At 64.8% G+C, this 15,283-nt stretch carries 13 protein-coding genes; 5 read left to right on the forward strand and 8 right to left on the reverse strand.

Annotated elements, in window-relative coordinates; genetic code table 11:
- Nucleotides 1–142: 142 nt before the first annotated feature.
- Nucleotides 143–604, forward strand: coding sequence for an iron-responsive transcriptional regulator RirA (gene rirA, locus NKH42_RS16980; RefSeq protein ID WP_352477664.1), 462 nt, complete (start codon nt 143–145; stop codon nt 602–604).
- 13 nt (nt 605–617) lie between these two features.
- Here rirA and NKH42_RS16985 read toward each other — a convergent pair whose 3' ends face one another.
- The 5 genes from NKH42_RS16985 to hemP all read right to left on the reverse strand — a co-directional run bounded on the left by NKH42_RS16985 (nt 618) and on the right by hemP (nt 4,865).
- Entirely contained in the window at nt 618–1,409 is a 792-nt protein-coding gene (locus tag NKH42_RS16985; protein WP_352974321.1) for a heme ABC transporter ATP-binding protein, read from the reverse strand.
- Between the two features lie 157 nt (nt 1,410–1,566).
- The gene (locus tag NKH42_RS16990) at nt 1,567–2,664 is read right to left on the reverse strand and encodes a FecCD family ABC transporter permease (RefSeq protein WP_352505795.1); all 1,098 of its coding nucleotides are present in this window, start codon (nt 2,662–2,664) and stop codon (nt 1,567–1,569) included.
- Between the two features lie 5 nt (nt 2,665–2,669).
- Nucleotides 2,670–3,578: a heme/hemin ABC transporter substrate-binding protein gene (locus NKH42_RS16995; RefSeq protein ID WP_352505794.1), complete on the reverse strand. Its 909-nt coding sequence runs from the start codon at nt 3,576–3,578 to the stop codon at nt 2,670–2,672.
- A gap of 12 nt (nt 3,579–3,590) precedes the next feature.
- Nucleotides 3,591–4,649 (reverse strand): hemin-degrading factor, encoded by a 1,059-nt coding sequence (locus NKH42_RS17000; RefSeq protein ID WP_352688203.1) that lies wholly within the window; start codon nt 4,647–4,649, stop codon nt 3,591–3,593.
- A gap of 9 nt (nt 4,650–4,658) precedes the next feature.
- On the reverse strand, nt 4,659–4,865 hold the full coding sequence (gene hemP / locus NKH42_RS17005) for a hemin uptake protein HemP (protein ID WP_352477658.1): 207 nt from the start codon (nt 4,863–4,865) through the stop codon (nt 4,659–4,661).
- A 287-nt stretch (nt 4,866–5,152) separates the two neighbouring features.
- On the opposite strand from hemP, the gene NKH42_RS17010 reads away from it, so the two are divergent.
- From NKH42_RS17010 to NKH42_RS17020, 3 genes are read left to right on the forward strand one after another with little or no spacing between them, the layout of a single operon-like run.
- Nucleotides 5,153–7,300 (forward strand): TonB-dependent hemoglobin/transferrin/lactoferrin family receptor, encoded by a 2,148-nt coding sequence (locus NKH42_RS17010; protein WP_352751330.1) that lies wholly within the window; start codon nt 5,153–5,155, stop codon nt 7,298–7,300.
- Between the two features lie 5 nt (nt 7,301–7,305).
- Nucleotides 7,306–7,737, forward strand: coding sequence for a hypothetical protein (locus tag NKH42_RS17015; RefSeq protein WP_352505792.1), 432 nt, complete (start codon nt 7,306–7,308; stop codon nt 7,735–7,737).
- 3 nt (nt 7,738–7,740) lie between these two features.
- Nucleotides 7,741–9,081, forward strand: coding sequence for an energy transducer TonB family protein (locus tag NKH42_RS17020; protein ID WP_352505791.1), 1,341 nt, complete (start codon nt 7,741–7,743; stop codon nt 9,079–9,081).
- 195 nt (nt 9,082–9,276) lie between these two features.
- Here the strand turns inward: NKH42_RS17020 and putA are convergent, their stop codons facing one another.
- Nucleotides 9,277–12,888, reverse strand: coding sequence for a bifunctional proline dehydrogenase/L-glutamate gamma-semialdehyde dehydrogenase PutA (putA, locus tag NKH42_RS17025; RefSeq protein WP_352505790.1), 3,612 nt, complete (start codon nt 12,886–12,888; stop codon nt 9,277–9,279).
- A gap of 163 nt (nt 12,889–13,051) precedes the next feature.
- On the opposite strand from putA, the gene NKH42_RS17030 reads away from it, so the two are divergent.
- Nucleotides 13,052–13,504, forward strand: coding sequence for an Lrp/AsnC family transcriptional regulator (locus NKH42_RS17030; protein ID WP_023676441.1), 453 nt, complete (start codon nt 13,052–13,054; stop codon nt 13,502–13,504).
- 76 nt (nt 13,505–13,580) lie between these two features.
- Here NKH42_RS17030 and NKH42_RS17035 read toward each other — a convergent pair whose 3' ends face one another.
- Nucleotides 13,581–14,780: a cytochrome-c peroxidase gene (locus NKH42_RS17035; RefSeq protein WP_352505789.1), complete on the reverse strand. Its 1,200-nt coding sequence runs from the start codon at nt 14,778–14,780 to the stop codon at nt 13,581–13,583.
- Nucleotides 14,781–14,787: 7 nt separating this feature from the next.
- Entirely contained in the window at nt 14,788–15,240 is a 453-nt protein-coding gene (locus NKH42_RS17040; RefSeq protein ID WP_352974323.1) for a FixH family protein, read from the reverse strand.
- Nucleotides 15,241–15,283: the final 43 nt, after the last annotated feature.

The following is a 15,283-nucleotide window of genomic DNA, read 5'->3' on the forward strand; positions in this document are numbered from 1 at the left end:
CCGGAAAGCGCGCCGCTGGTTTCAGCGCGCGCAATCGTGCACGCAAACTTGAGGCCGAAATTCATCTATTATGCAGCGCCAGTCTGGAATTGTTCCAAACTATAGGCCATATTGACGCCAACCACTGCTATGTGAGGACACGATGCGGCTTACCCGTCAGACAAACTACGCCATGCGCATTCTGATGTATTGCGCCGCCAACACCGAACGGTTGAGCCGCATCCCCGAGATCGCCGCCGCCTATTCGGTATCGGAACTTTTCCTGTTCAAGATCCTGCAGCCGCTGGTCGAGCACGGGCTGATCGAAACGGTGCGCGGCAGGAATGGCGGCGTCAGGCTCGGCCGTGCGGCCGAATCAATCAGCCTGTTCGATGTCGTGCGGGTGACTGAGGAAAGCTTTGCCATGGCCGAGTGCTTCGAGAACGATGCCGCCGAATGCCCGCTGGTCGACAGCTGCGCCTTGAATTCGGCATTGCGCGAAGCGCTCAACGCCTTCTTCGCGGTACTGTCGCGCTACACGATCGCCGATCTGGTGGCGGCGCGCCCCAATGTGCGGCACCTGCTCGGCATCGACATGCTGGTGCAAAGGGCGCCGGCCGCTTGAGTTCTCTGATTGCCTAAGCCGCCGATTGCGGCAGTACGAACGGCATGTTTGCCGCCGGCAACACGCCGACCTTCAGCCGGCAATCGAAGACCTTTTCGATCAGCTCGTCGCTGAGCACCTGTTGCGGCGAACCTTTAGCGGCAAGCCTGCCGTGATGCATGACCAAAATCCGGTCGGCATACATCGCCGTCAAATTGAGGTCGTGCAGGATGGCGACCACGCCGCCGCCGCGTCTGGCGAAATCGCGAGCGATGTCCATGATGATTAGCTGGTGCTTGATGTCGAGGCTGGACACCGGCTCGTCGAGGAACAGATAGCGCGGCTTGCCGTCGAGCACCGGCGCCCAGACCTGGCACAGAACGCGGGCAAGCTGCACGCGCTGCTGTTCGCCGCCGGATAGCTCCTGGTAGAAGCGGCCGGCAAAACCCTCGAGGTCGACGCGAGCCAGCGCCCGTTCGGGCAGGCGCTGGTCCTCGCCGGGCAAGGCGCCGGAGCGCCCGCCGACCAGGCCTAGCCTGACGATCTCGCGCACGGTGAACGGGAAGGACAGCGTCGTCGCCTGCGGCAGCACTGCACGGACCGTCGCCGCCTCGACCGGCTTCATCGCCGATAGATTGCGGCCGTTGACGGTGACCTCTCCCGAATAGCCAAGATCGCCGGACATTGCTCTGAGGAAGGTCGTCTTGCCCGAACCACCGTTGGGGCCGACAATGGCCGCGATTTCGCCCGGCCGCGCCTCGAAATCGACATTGGCGACAATGCGCTTGCCGCCGATCGCCACCGAGACATCGCGCGCTTCGATCATAAAAACCCTCTTAGAGACTGTTTCGAAATTCGCTCTGGCGAGTCATATGGTGGTGGTTTCGAGAACCGGAGCGGAGCGGACATTTGGGTCCGTGAGCACCGGAAGCGCAGAAAAACGCCATCAGATGGCCGCCAGAGTAGAGTTTCCAAACAGTCTCTCACAGGTCGATGACGCCGCGCTTACGCAGCAGTATCCACAGGAAGAACGGTGCGCCGGCGACCGCGGTGACGATGCCGATCGGCAATTCGGCCGGGGCGACGATGGTGCGGGCGACGGCGTCGGCCAAAAGCAGCAGCGCCGCACCAAGCAGTGCCGATGCAGGCAGCAGATAGCGGTTGTCCGGGCCAATCAGCAAACGCAGCAAATGCGGTACGACGATACCGACGAAGCCGATGCCGCCGCTGACCGCGACGGAGGCGCCGACCGCTGCCGAGACGCCGATGATGGCGGTGTATTTCAGCCGCTGCACCGGGATGCCGAGATGGCCGGCGGTGGCCTCGCCAAGCGCCAGCGCGTTGAGGCCGCGCGCCAGGAACGGCATTGCCGCCAGCGCCAGCACGATGACCGGCCCGACCGAGCCGATCTTCTGCCAGGTTGCGCCGCCCAGCGAACCGAGCTGCCAGAAGGTCAGGTCGCGCAATTGCCGGTCGTCGGCCATGAAGATCAGGATGCCGGTCAGCGCCATGGCAAGCGCCGCCAGCGCGATGCCGGCGAGCAGCATGGTGGCGACCGAGGTCCGGCCTTGTCGTGTCGCGACCCGATAGAGCAGCAATGTCGTCGCCAGCCCGCCGCAGAACGCAGCCAGCGGCAGAGCCAGCGTGCCGAGCGCCGAAGTTAGCGGCGCCAGCATGGTCGAACCAAGCACGATGACGGCGACCGCACCGAGGCTCGATCCAGCCGAAACGCCGATCAGGCCGGGGTCGGCCAGCGGATTGCGGAACAACCCCTGCATGACGGCACCGGAGACGGCAAGCGATGCACCGATCAGCACGCCCAGAATGATGCGCGGCAGACGGATGTCATGGATGATCAGGCGGTCGCGGGCGCTCAACGCCGCGTCGCCGGGCAACGCGCCGAACAGCCAGTTGTGCATGACACCGATGGCCGAGGCATCGGACGCGCCGGAGGTCAGCGACAACAGCACGGCGATAACCAGCCCGACGCAGAGTAGCACGATGACGAGGCAGGCACGCCGCGAACGGTCACCTGCCGTCGCCATGATGCCCGTCGCACCGGCGATCGAATGATCGGCCATCGCGCTCAATCCGCGACCTGGCTGCCATAGAGCGAGACGGCGAGATCATGGATGGCGTCGGCCGTGCGCGGGCCGAAGCCGAGCAGATAGCCGCCGTCCATGCGGATCAGCTTGCGGGCGGCACCCGCCGGCGTCGAAGCCACGGCAGGGTTCGAAAACAATTCGTCATCCGCGGTGGCCGGCCCGGCATTGTTCATCATCAGGATCACGTCGGGCCTGGCGGTGATGACTGCCTCGTCCGACAATTGCTTGTAGCCGGCAAAGCCATCGATGGCGTTGATGCCGCCCGACAGCTTGATGATGCCGTCGGCGGCGGTGTCGCTGCCGGCGGCAAGCAGCCTGCCGCCCTGGATCGACAGCACGAACAGGATGCGCTTGCGCTCCTTGATCGAGGCGGTCTGCTTTTCAGCTGCCTTCAGCTTGGCGTCTGTCTGGGCCGCCAGCGCATCGGCCTTGGCCTCGGTGCCGAGCGCCTTGCCGACGATGTGGATCTTTTCGAGAATGCCTTGATTATCATAGCGCTCGGGCACCTCGATGAACGGTATGCTTGATTTCTTCAAGACGTCGACGGCTTCCTTCGGTCCGCTGCCGTGCAGGGCCAATATGCCCGACGGATTGACCGACAGCACACCCTCCGGCGAAAGCTGGCGCATGTAGCCGACATCAGGCAGCTTGAGCGCCGCCTCGGGGTAACGGCTGGTCGAATCGCGGGCAACCAGCCGATCCTGCTCGCCGAGCGCGTAGACGATCTCGGTGATCGAGCCACCAATAGCCACGATCCTCGAGCGACCGGCGAAAGTCGCGATGCCCTCGGCGGCTTGAGCCGTCATCAGCGTGGCGAATGCCAAGAAAACGGCGGCCGCAGGACCAAGCGCCGGCCTGGAGACCGATGCCAGCCTGGAGACAAGAACCATCGTCGTTTTTCCTCAGGCTGCGGTCGGGCTTGGGATACGCGGCAGGTTTTCGGCCAGAAAGCGCCAGTCTTCGCGCTCGCTTTCGCCTTCGTGCCGCTTCCCGAAGAACTGGATGATCATCTTGCCGTCGGCGCCATAGACTTCCAGCGACGTGACATGGCCGTCCTTGGTCGGCTTGCGCACGGCCCAGACCTCATCGATGTGGTCGGTCCGCAGGTGCAGATGGAAGGTCTCGTCGAGCACGTTGAGCCATGGTCCCATCGGCTTGATCGAGGCGACGGGGCCGGAATGGATCTGGATGCAGCCGCGATTGCCGACAAAGCACATGATCGGAATGGCGCCGGCAGCGGCGTGGTTGAACATGGCGTTCACTACATCCTTGTCCACCAGCCAGGCGTAGTCCTGGCCGACCATGCGCACCGCCTGTCGGCGGTTGATCTTCAGTGTCTTCAGCATGCCGAAGAACTGGTGCACGTCGGTCAACTGGCTCCAGCGGTTGCGCAGATCGTCGACGCTCGCCGAATTGTCCGCAGTCTCGGTCTCGTCAGCCGTGCCCGCTGAAATCGCCACCGTCGGCTCCTGGTTCGGCGATTCCAGCCCGGCCACCAGTTTCTGATAGGCGTAGAGGTTGGAGGCTGGCCTGAGATGCACCTTGTGTACCGCCTCGCCTGCGGTGTCGAAGAACTGCAGGCTGCGGCGGATGTCGGCGCCATCGCGCTTTTCCACGGCAAAGCCGTGCGCCCAGACTTTCGGGAAGATGCGCAGGTCGATGTTTTCGCCGAGCACCATGGCATTGTGATTGCCGGTGACGACCTTGTCGTAGACGCCAATCTTCTCGTGCACCGCGCTTTCGTTGCGGGTCAGCGCCATCACCTCACCGACAGCTTCGAGGCCAGTCAAGAGGTCGTTGACACGCGGCTCGACGCGCACGACCCCGTCGCCGCAATGCGCGGCGACCAGTTCGGCCTCCGAAATCCTCAGCTGGGCGGCGAGCTCACGCTCGCGCATCTTCGGATTGTCTGCCCGTGCCCGCCGGATCTCGTGCGGGGCGGGTTTTACGCGCTGGTCCATTTCTACCACCTACTTGTTGAGGATGAGCTTGCCCTGCCGGGTGATCTTCAGCCGATACAGCGCACCATGATGCTCGATGCCGATCTCGTGCTCACCCTGGAACAGCGTGTTGCTGGACAGCGTTCTCACGGCCGATTGGACCCGGTCGAAACGGATGGAATTTTCGTCGGAACGGCGGACGCGATAGCGAAAGTCGCTGGGATTGTGCGTGTTCATTGGTTCGATCCCTTTCCTGTGCCGGGCATCTGGCTCGGCGCCTGCGTGAATGCCGATTCAATTCTTGACTTGAATGGTCATGTTATCTAGCAGTGCAATACCGGAGTAAATTAGTCAACATTTAAGGCGCCGGACGCGATGAAAAATGCCAGCGAGCCCCAAGCCAGCCAGCATCGAACATGGATTCTTGGAGTTGCAGCATGGGGTTGGCGAATTGGGGACGGCCGGCGGGCAGCGGCCTGGCACACTGGTCGACGGCAAGAAAAATGGGTTCTATGGCAAGCAAAATGGCCGCGTTGCTGGCCGGCGCGGCGGCGATCCCGCTGCTCGCCACACCGGCCGGCGCCCAGCAGGCCGCCCAACCGGCAACCGGCCAGCAACGGACTGACCCGTCACAACAGCCCGAACAGGCAAAGCCGGCTCCGACGGGTACCACGCTGCTCGACAAGATCCTGATCCTCAGCCGCACCGGCGAGACGGCGATCGAATCGCTTGCGTCAGCCAGCCATGTCGACGAGGAACAGCTCGAGCGCCGCATGGCGACGACGCCCAACGAAATGCTGTTCGGTGTGCCGGGTGTCGCCGTCCAGGCCGACGCAAGGCGTGTCAGCTCCAGCATCAACATCCGCGGCCTGCAGGATTTCGGCCGCGTCTCCGTCATCGTCGACGGCGCCCGTCAGAATTTCCAGCGCTCGGATCATGGCACGCAATCGACCTTCTACATCGATCCCGAATTAATCAAATCCGTTGACGTGATCCGCGGCCCGGTCGCCAACACCTATGGCTCCGGGGCGATCGGCGGCGTCGTTTTTTTTGACACCAAGGATGCGCAGGATTTCCTCAGGTCGGACGAGACCTGGGCAGCAGCAGCGACCGGGCGCTACGAAACCAACGGCGAAGGCTGGACCACCAGCGCCAGCGGTGCCTATCGGATCAACGAGAATTGGGACGTGCTCGGCAACATCGTCTACCGCGATTATGACGACTACAGGCATGGCGGCGGCGACACTGTAGCGGGCACCGGCTTCGATGTCTTGAGCGGGCTGCTCAAGACGACCATCCGCCCCAGCGACAACAGCGAGCTGAAGCTCGGCTGGATCGGCTCGAACGACCGATGGACCGAAACCAGCGGCAGTGCGCCGGTGAACGACGCCGACCTGAAGGCGAATACCTTCACGGCCCGCTACAACATCACCGACGAAGACAAGAGCTGGCTCGATCTCCACATCAACGCGTCTTACAACAAGACCAAGCTCGATCTGACGACCCTTGTCGCGCAAAACCGGTTTGATCCGGTCACCGGTCTTCCGATCATCCTGCCAGCGGGTTCGATGTCGACATTCGATATCGGAACTTCCGGCATCGACATCTGGAACACGTCGAGATTCGAGACCGTTGGAATCGCGCATGAGCTGTCCTATGGCGGCGACTGGGTCGGCGACGATGTCGAGACAGGCGGCGCGGCGGGCGGCGACAGTTTCTACACGCCTTCGGGCGATAGAAACGTCTCCGGCGCTTACGTTCAGGACAAGCTCACCTGGCACTGGCTCGAGGTCATCGCCGGGCTGCGTTACGACAGCTACAAGCTCGACAGCGATGTCGGCGAAACCTCTGGCAACCGGCTGTCGCCACGCATCACAGTGGGCGTTTCGCCCTTCGAAACCGCCGGCCTTTCCGGGCTGCAATTCTACGGCACCTATGCGGAAGGCTACCGTTCTCCGTCGCTGTCGGAGACGCTGATCAGCGGCAATCATCCGTCAGGCGTCAGCTTCCCGTTTCTCCCCAATCCGAATTTGAAGCCTGAAATCGGCAAGACGGTGGAGTTTGGCGTCAATTACAGCACCAATGGCGTCATCGAGGCTGATGACGCGCTGCGGCTGAAGGCGGCCTATTTCAACAACAACGTCGATGACTACATCGACGGCGTGACGTTGTCGCCGTTCGACCCGACCAGCGGCTGCCCATTCGGTCCGGACATCCCGATCTGCTTCCGGTACCAGAATTTCGCCAAGGCCAGGATTCACGGCTTCGAGATGGAGGGCGTCTATGACGCAGCCTGGGGTTTTGCCGGGCTGTCGGCGTCGGTCACCGACGGCCACACCATCTCCTATGAAGGCGAACGGGCGGACCTTGTCACGGTCCCCTCCTCCCAGGTCACCGGGCAACTCGGGTTTCGCTTCCTCGAGGACAGGCTGACCATCGGCGGCGAGGTGCAATACAACGGCAAGCCGCAGGGCAACGCGGTGGCCAAGGACTATACGCTGGTCAATGCCTTCGCCAGCTACCAGGCGACCGACAATTTCAAGGTCGATTTTCGCGCCGACAATCTGTTCGACGTCAAATACGTAAACCCGCTGAACGCATCGACGACGAGCGTCGTCTACGAGCCCGGCGTCACCCTGAAGCTGGCGGCGACCATGAGGTTTGGAGGCTGACGACAATGACAGGCATGACGGCATCCCTTCGTCTGTTCGCCGCGGTGCTGGCAATATCGCTTGCGGCGGCTCCGGCATGGACACAGCAGCCAGCGCCGGCGCTGAACCTAGAACTGAACGGCGCGCAACCATCCGACAAGGGCTGCCGCCTGACCTTCGTGGTCACCAACAATCTCGGTGCCGATCTGTCCAAGGCGGCATTCGAGATCGCGCTGTTTAACGAAGTCGGTGTCGTCGATCGGCTGACCGTGCTCGATTTCAAGGAGCTGCCGGCAGGCAAGACCAAGGTGACGCGTTTCGACCTTGCCGGCACCGATTGCGGCAAGCTCAGCCGCGTGTTGATCAACAGCGCCACGGAATGCGCCGGCGCCGAGCCGAATGCCTGCATGCGCGGGCTGAACACGCAGACCAGGACCGGCATCGCCTTCGGGGTCTGAATTTTGGGACTGGAACCCGCCTTCGCACGAAACGCCGTGGCGTGGCCGCTAGCCGGTTTCCTGGCGCCGGAGCCGGACGATCCGGATTTCGCCATCCCGCGCGAGGCGCTGCGTGTTTCGCTGCGCGACAGACCGGAAGACAGTTATATCGTCGATGCCGACGGCAACTTGCCTACGGTGCCTGTGGAGCCAATGCGGCAGGCACGACAGAAGCAGCGGCGCCGCAACTGGACAGTGGCGATCGCCTGCTCTTGCGCACTCCACGCAGCCGTGGCGCTGGCTTTTCTCACGCTGCCGGACGACCGGCCAAGGATCGAAGGTGCCGACCAGCAAGGCGAAATGCTGCTCGGCGCCGACCCGCAGCAGGCAGCCGGCGATGCCGCAGACGACCCGGAAGTGGCCAACGTAACGATGGTGACCATGCTCGACGCCAAGCCCGTCGAAACGGTCGAGGCACAGGCGACCGCGGCGGAGGAGACGCTCCAGCCGGTCACTGACGCGGCCGAAGCTTCCGGAACAGAAGTGGTCGAGCCGGTCAGCGAGGCCGCCACGGAAGCTGCTGCGCCTGCCGATCGCACCGATCCCGCACCTGCCCAACCCGTCCACCCTGCCCGCCAGGACCCATCGCCCGACATTCTTACGACCCACAGGCTGGTGCCTGCCGACGACAATGCCGTGCCGCCGCCAGTCAGCGCAGCCGAAACGGCCGAGCCGGCCGAGACAAACGCGCCGGCACCAGCCGACCCGGCGCCAGCCGAAACAGTTCAGACGACCGAGACTGTCGGCGCGGCGGAAGAACCGAAGCCGGACAGGCCGAAGCCCAGGCAGGCCGAGCCGAAGAAGAAGGCAACCGCGCAGAAAAAGCCGGCCGGGAAAGCCGAACCAGATGAGCCTGAAAAGCCGATCGCGCGCGACAAGGCGAGCAAGGCACTTGCCAAGGCCGACACCAAGAAGGGAAAGACCGGTTCCGGCGGCCGCGACGAAACGGATGTCGCGCGCGGCGCGGCCGACGGCAAGAAGGACGGCAAGATCCTGACCGCCAGCAGGGGCGGCAAATCAGGCGTCGGCAATGCGACCGTCACCAACTATCCCGGCAAGATCAGGTCTAAGCTGGTGCGGGCGTTCAATTCGACACGCACGCGCGCCACCGGCACGGCTACCGTCGCCTTTACCGTCGCATCGAATGGCAGCGTCCGGTCGGCCAGGCTGACGGGCAGTTCGGGTGTTGCCGCGCTGGACAAAGCCGCACTCGACGCAGTCCGCCGGGCTTCTCCGTTTCCTCCCATTCCGGAAGGAGCCGGTCGCTCGGCTTGGCAGTTCGAGGTGCCGCTCGGTATCAGGTAACTATCGCTCTCAGCCACCAAAGCCGGCGCCGCCCCTCAACCCGCTGCCGGGACCTTCTCCCGTAAAGAACGGGAAGAAGGGGCGTGGACGCAACGCTGGGCGACCCCTCTCCCCGTTCTTCAGGGGAGAGAGTAAGGGTGAGGGGAAACCTGAAGCGATTTACACGGCCCGCGATACGCGAACCCTGGCGAAACCCTACGCAGCGGCCAGCAGGCTGGCATTGCCGCCCGCTGCCGTGGTGTCGACGCAGACGGCGCGCTCGTGCGCATAGGCGGCCGGATAATAGACTTCGCTGACCAGCGGCACGATCGGGCCGGCGCGCTCGGCGATGACCTTGCGCACGATGCGCGCGGCCTCGGGCGTGCCGGAAAAGGCCACGACATCGACCCGCAGCGAGCGCGCTTCGACCGGGTCCGGCCGGCCGTCGATCGCCGCCAGCGGCAGGCCCTTGCCGGTCAGCGCTGATAGCGCCGCCGGCGCGCCGGGCGCGACGGCGAGCACCGCGTTGCCGGCGGCCAGCGCCTGGATCGTCTGAGCAAGCAGCGTATCCGCGTCGGGACCGAGGCACAGCACGCGCCCGCGCGGCGACAGCGACAGCGTGTTGGCCTCGCCGGTCGGCCCGGGCAGGTCGACCTGGCCGAAATCGATGGCGGCGGCAGCGCCGATGGCCGCGGCACCCTTACCGCGTAGATGTTTCCTCAGGATGGCAACGCGATCCGGACGCGTCGACCAGCCGCCAAACGCCGGGTCCGGCAGATTGTCGGCGAGCTCGGTCGCCGTCACCTTGCGGCCTTCGGCAAGATGGGTGCCGGCCTCCGGCCCCTTGCGGAAGCGCCGGAGATAATGCGGGCCGCCAGCCTTCGGCCCGGTGCCGGAAAGCCCCTCGCCGCCAAACGGCTGCGCGCCGACGACGGCGCCGATCTGGTTGCGGTTGACGTAGATGTTGCCGGCATTGATGCCGTCGACGAAATGCTGGGCGCGGCCTTCGATGCGGGTGTGCAGGCCGAAGGTCAGGCCATAGCCCTTGCGGTTGATCGCCGCGATCACCGCATCGATCTCGTCGGCATCGAAGGTGGCGACATGCAGCACCGGCCCGAACACCTCGCGCTCCAGCTCCTCGATGCCCTTGACCCGAAAGACGTGCGGCGCAACGAAGCGGCCATCCTTCGGTGCTTCGAGTTTGGCGATCAGCCGGCCCTGCAGGCCCATTTTGGTGCAGTAGTCGCGGATCGACGCTTGCGCCTCGTCGTCGATGACCGGGCCGACATCGGTCGATACCCGCCAGGGGTCGCCGAGGCTGAGCGCTTCCATCGCGCCTTTCAGCATCTCCAGCATCTTCTTCTCGACGTCCTTCTGCACGTAGAGAATGCGCAATGCCGAGCAGCGCTGGCCGGCACTCTGGAAGGCGGAGGCCAGGATGTCGCGCACCGCCTGTTCGGGCAGCGCAGTGGAATCGACGATCATGGCGTTCAGGCCGCCGGTCTCGGCGATCAGCATGGCATCGGGCGCAGCGGTCTCGGCGAGTTGCTTTTCGATCAGCTTGGCGACCTCCGTCGAGCCGGTGAAGCAGACGCCGGCAATGCGCGGGTCAGCGGTCAGCGGGCCGCCGACCGAGGGGCCGTCGCCGGGCAGAAGCTGGATGACGCCTTCCGGCACGCCGGCCTCGCGCAGCAGCTGGACGGCGCGAAAAGCGATCAGCGGCGTCTGTTCGGCAGGCTTGGCGATAACGGAATTACCGGTGACGAGTGCTGCCGCAATCTGTCCGGTGAAGATGGCGAGCGGAAAATTCCACGGCGAGATGCAGGCGATGGCGCCGCGCGCCTCGGTTCCCGCCTCGGCATTTCCGGCCTCGGCCGCATAATAGCGCAGGAAATCGACCGCCTCGCGCACCTCGGCAACGCCGTCGGCGAGCGACTTGCCGGCCTCGCGGGCGGCGAGTGCAAAGAACTCGACGGCGTTCGCTTCGTAGAGATCGGCCGCCCGGTTGAGGATGGCGGCGCGCTCGGCAACCGGGCGTCTTGCCCACGCCGGTTGTGCCTCGACGGCGATGCGCACGGCGGTCTCGACCTGCTTGGCGCCGGCCTCGCTGACCGTGCCGACCACTTCCGAAGGTTTTGCCGGATTGACGACCGGACGCTGCTTGCCGTAGCCGGCAGCGCGGCTGACCGGCTTGGCGTGCCAGCGCTCCGGCCCGGCGAACTCGGCCCTCGCCTTGTCGATCGCAGCCAGCGTCAGCGTGTCGGTGATATCGAAACCCTTGGAGTTGCGCCGGCCGGGACCGAAGATCGCCGACGGCGGCACGATCGCCGGATTGGCGGCGGGGCCTTGTTTCTCCACCGTCTCGAGTGGGTCGCGGGCAATGTCCTCGGGCTCGACCTCCTCGTCGGTGAGCTGGTGGACAAAGGAGGAATTGGCGCCGTTCTCCAGCAGCCGGCGGACCAGATAGGCAAGCAGGTCGGAATGGGCGCCGACCGGCGCATAGATGCGGCAGCGCGTGCCTTCGGCTTTGCGCACCGTCTCGTGCAGAGCTTCGCCCATGCCGTGCAGCCGCTGGAATTCGAATGTATCGCGGTCCGTCGTCATCGACAGGATGGCGGCGACGGTGTGGGCGTTGTGGGTGGCGAATTGCGGATAGATGCGATCGGTCATCGCCAACAGCTTCTTCGCGCAAGCCAGGTAGGAGACGTCGGTGTTAGCCTTGCGGGTAAAGACCGGATAGCCGTCGAGCCCGAGCGTCTGCGCCCGCTTTATTTCGGTGTCCCAATAGGCGCCCTTGACCAGCCGCACCATGATGCTGCGGTCATATTTCCTCGCCAGTTCGTAGAGCCAGTCGATAACGAACGCGGCGCGTGGGCCATAGGCCTGCACGACGACGCCAAAACCGTTCCAGCCGGCAAGCTCCGGCTCGGCCAGCACCCGCTCGATGACGTCCAGCGACAAATCGAGGCGGTCGGCTTCCTCGGCGTCGATGTTGAGGCCCATGCGCGAGTGGCGCGCCGCCAGCGCCAGCGAGAACAGCCGCTCGGCCATGACGGGCAGCATCTTTTCCTTCTGCGTGACTTCATAGCGCGGATGCAGCGCCGACAGTTTGACCGAGATGCCGTGGTTCTGGCGGATGTCGGGGCCGTTGGCGCCGGCATCGAGCGACGAGATGGCGTCGGCATAGGCCTTGAGATAGCGCAAGGCATCGGCCTCGGTGCGGGCCGCCTCGCCCAGCATGTCGAACGAATAGAGATAGCCCTTCTGCGTCATCGGCCGGCCGCGCCTGACCGCCTCGGCAATGGTGCGGCCGAGCACGAACTGCTCGCCCATCTCGCGCATCGCCGCCGCCACCGCCTTGCGGATGACCGGCTCGCCCAACCGGCGCACCATGGCGCGCAGCGTGCCTTCGATGCCGCCCTCGCCTTCGTCGAGCACGCGGCCGGTCAGCATCAGCGCCCAGGTAGACGCGTTGATGAAGATCGAGCTCGAGCCGCCCGCATGCGCCGACCAGTCGTGCGGCGCGATCTTGTCGGCGATGAGATCGTCCATCGTCTCGGTGTCGGGCACCCGCAGCAGCGCCTCGGCCAGGCACATCAGCGCCACGCCCTCCTTGGTCGAGAGGCCGTAGGCGGACAGGAAGACTTCCATCAGCCGCGGATCGGACGAGCCGCGCACTGCCCGCACCAGATCGGCGGCGCGGGCCGAGATCGCCTTTCGGTCTTTCCCCGAAAGCCCCGTCGCCTCGGCCAGCCGCTTCACAGCCTCGTCTTCGTCAGGCAGGTAATTGGCACGGATCTGCTGGCGGATGGCATCGAGCGCTGGCATGACGGTCCTGTAGAGCAAGCATCAGGGAGCGGGCCGGCGGTCGCCGGACCGAATGGCGCAAAGCTAGCACAAAGCCCGATCGCAGTCGGTCCAAAGAAATCGACAGCGCAGGTCGATTGATCTATCATGGCGGCTGATGCCCGCCATTTTGACCAGAATTTCAATGACAGAAGACCAATTGGACCGCATTGACAGGAACATCCTGTCGGCGCTGGGCAGCAACGGCCGGCTTTCCATGTCGGAACTCGCGGCAAAAGTCGGCCTGTCGAAGACGCCGGTGCAGGCGCGGGTCAAGCGGCTGGAAAAGGATGGCTTTATCAGGGGCTACCAGGCGATCATCGATCGCGAGCGCATGGGCGAAGGTCATGTCGCCTTCGTGCAGGTGAAACTTTCCGACACCCGCTCGGCCGCGCTCGACGCCTTCAACCGCGCCGTGCAGGCGGTGCCGGAGATCGAGCAGTGCCACATGATGGCGTCGAGCTTCGACTATCTGCTGAAGGTCCGCACCACCGACATCGCCGCCTACCGCCGCGTGCTCGGCGAGCGCATCTCCGCCCTGCCGCACGTTGCCCAGACCTCGACGTTTGTCGCGATGGAGACAGTGAAGGATCGGTAGGAGAGCGCTGTTGCGGTAATGTTGGCGGAGTGAAGGACTTAGAAAGCCGATCGCTACAGAGCGGGCTGAGCCACCCTCACTCCGCCAGTGTCTTCAAAAACGCCACCAGCGCCGCGCGCTCGCGGTCCGAAAGCTGCAGCGGGTGGACCTCTGACACACCCTCGACACTTGCCGGCGCCTTCGAATAATGCGCCACCACCTCGTCCAGCGAGGAAAACTGCCCGGCATGCATGTAGGGCGGACGGGTGGCGGCACCGCGCAGCGACGGCGTCTTGTAGGCGCGGACGAGTTCCGGCCCGGTCTTGACCATGAAGCGCAGTTCGCGGCAGGCGCTGGCATCGCCGTCGCGAAAGGCGCCGAAACAGTTGAACGGATCGGCCTCGACCTGCGCCACCGCGTCGACGCGCCCGCGATCCGGCGGCAGGCCCGCGACCGGCGGCACGCCGGTGTTGTGGAAGCTGCCGTCGGTAAAACGCGGGCCATTGTGGCAGGTCACGCAATTGGCCTTGCCGATGAACAGCTTTAGGCCGAGGATTTCCTCCGGCGAAAAGGCGGCGTCGCCTTTCGGCTCGGCGCCCGCAGCCAGGTCGATGGCAAAGCGGTCGAAGCGTGTCTGCGGCGGCGCGATCGAGCTCTCGAAGGCGGCGATCGCCTTGCCGATGTTGGCAAAGACGCGGTTGACCTCCTCGGCTTGGCTGGCGGGCATGGCGTTCCAGGCCGCCTTCTCGGCATCGGTGCCGAGCGGGCCGGCATTGGCCGGCACGCCCGAAAGGTCCGGCAGCGGCCCGAAGATGCGCTCGTAGCGCTCGCCGAAGCGGGCCTTGATGTAATGCGCGAAGGCGGCGCGGCTGCCGGCCTGCTCCAGCGGATTTTCGAGCGGTGTCAGCGCTTGCGCCCACAGGCTGTCGCGCCGCCCGTCCCAGAAGAACCAGGGATCATGCACGACGCCGGCCAGCGGCATGGTACGACGGTTGGTGCGGCCGACGCCGACCGCTTGCGGCAGGTCGTCCTGGAACTGCCGGTCGATCTTGTGGCAGGTCGAGCACGATACCGTGCCGTCGCCGCTCATCCCGGTGTCGAAAAACAGCGTCGAGCCGAGTGCCGCGGCGGCCGGCACATCGGCGAAGCGATTGGTGGTATCGGGCTTCAGCGGCGGCAGCTTGGATAGCGCCAGCGAGGCGATGGTCTGCTTTTCGGCATCGGAAAACTCCGGTCTGCCGCAGCCGGCAAGTACGGCCACCACCGCCAACGCGAGAAGACTGGGAAACCGGCTCATCAGTGGCTCACAGCACCACATTGAAGACGACAGTGTCCGAACCGGCCGCAGCGGAAATGGCAAAATGCAATTGCCACCACCCGCTCATCGTGAATTTCACGCCGTCGATGCGATAGCGCCCCGCGCCGAGGTAATCGGTCGCCTGCGGGCTGGTCGGCAGACCGTGCTTGTGCTGCGGCATGCCGCCGGAAATCGTTATCGCAGCACCTTCCACCGGCGCACCCTCGACGGTTTTGAGCGTCAGCAGCCAGGATTCCAGTTCGCCCTGCCGGATGACGCCTTTCTCGGGCTCGAAAGTCGCCGCGAACAGCTTGTTCGCCGTCGTCTTGGAACGGCCGACATCCGAGCTTGGTTGCGGCGCATGCGGCGCCGTCAGATAGACGATTGCCAGCACGCCGGCGAGCAAGGCAGCCAGGCCGAGGCCCCCAAGAAGATAACGCCATAACGATGCTAAACCCATTCCTGTTCTGCGGATAACGTTTCGCTGGGCAGATCGCGTCCCA

It is taken from the genome of Mesorhizobium sp. M1142, assembly GCF_040318565.1.
Lineage (GTDB): Bacteria > Pseudomonadota > Alphaproteobacteria > Rhizobiales > Rhizobiaceae > Mesorhizobium.

Coding starts and splice junctions, on each gene's coding strand:
- NKH42_RS17010 (WP_352751330.1), top strand. CDS start 5,153: ATGGCCGCGTTGCTGGCCGGCGCGGCGGCGATCCCGCTGCTCGCCACA.
- NKH42_RS17035 (WP_352505789.1), bottom strand. CDS start 14,780: ATGAGCCGGTTTCCCAGTCTTCTCGCGTTGGCGGTGGTGGCCGTACTT.
- NKH42_RS16990 (WP_352505795.1), bottom strand. CDS start 2,664: ATGGCCGATCATTCGATCGCCGGTGCGACGGGCATCATGGCGACGGCA.
- NKH42_RS16985 (WP_352974321.1), bottom strand. CDS start 1,409: ATGATCGAAGCGCGCGATGTCTCGGTGGCGATCGGCGGCAAGCGCATT.
- putA (WP_352505790.1), bottom strand. CDS start 12,888: ATGCCAGCGCTCGATGCCATCCGCCAGCAGATCCGTGCCAATTACCTG.
- NKH42_RS16995 (WP_352505794.1), bottom strand. CDS start 3,578: ATGGTTCTTGTCTCCAGGCTGGCATCGGTCTCCAGGCCGGCGCTTGGT.
- rirA (WP_352477664.1), top strand. CDS start 143: ATGCGGCTTACCCGTCAGACAAACTACGCCATGCGCATTCTGATGTAT.
- NKH42_RS17000 (WP_352688203.1), bottom strand. CDS start 4,649: ATGGACCAGCGCGTAAAACCCGCCCCGCACGAGATCCGGCGGGCACGG.
- NKH42_RS17040 (WP_352974323.1), bottom strand. CDS start 15,240: ATGGGTTTAGCATCGTTATGGCGTTATCTTCTTGGGGGCCTCGGCCTG.
- NKH42_RS17015 (WP_352505792.1), top strand. CDS start 7,306: ATGACAGGCATGACGGCATCCCTTCGTCTGTTCGCCGCGGTGCTGGCA.
- hemP (WP_352477658.1), bottom strand. CDS start 4,865: ATGAACACGCACAATCCCAGCGACTTTCGCTATCGCGTCCGCCGTTCC.
- NKH42_RS17030 (WP_023676441.1), top strand. CDS start 13,052: ATGACAGAAGACCAATTGGACCGCATTGACAGGAACATCCTGTCGGCG.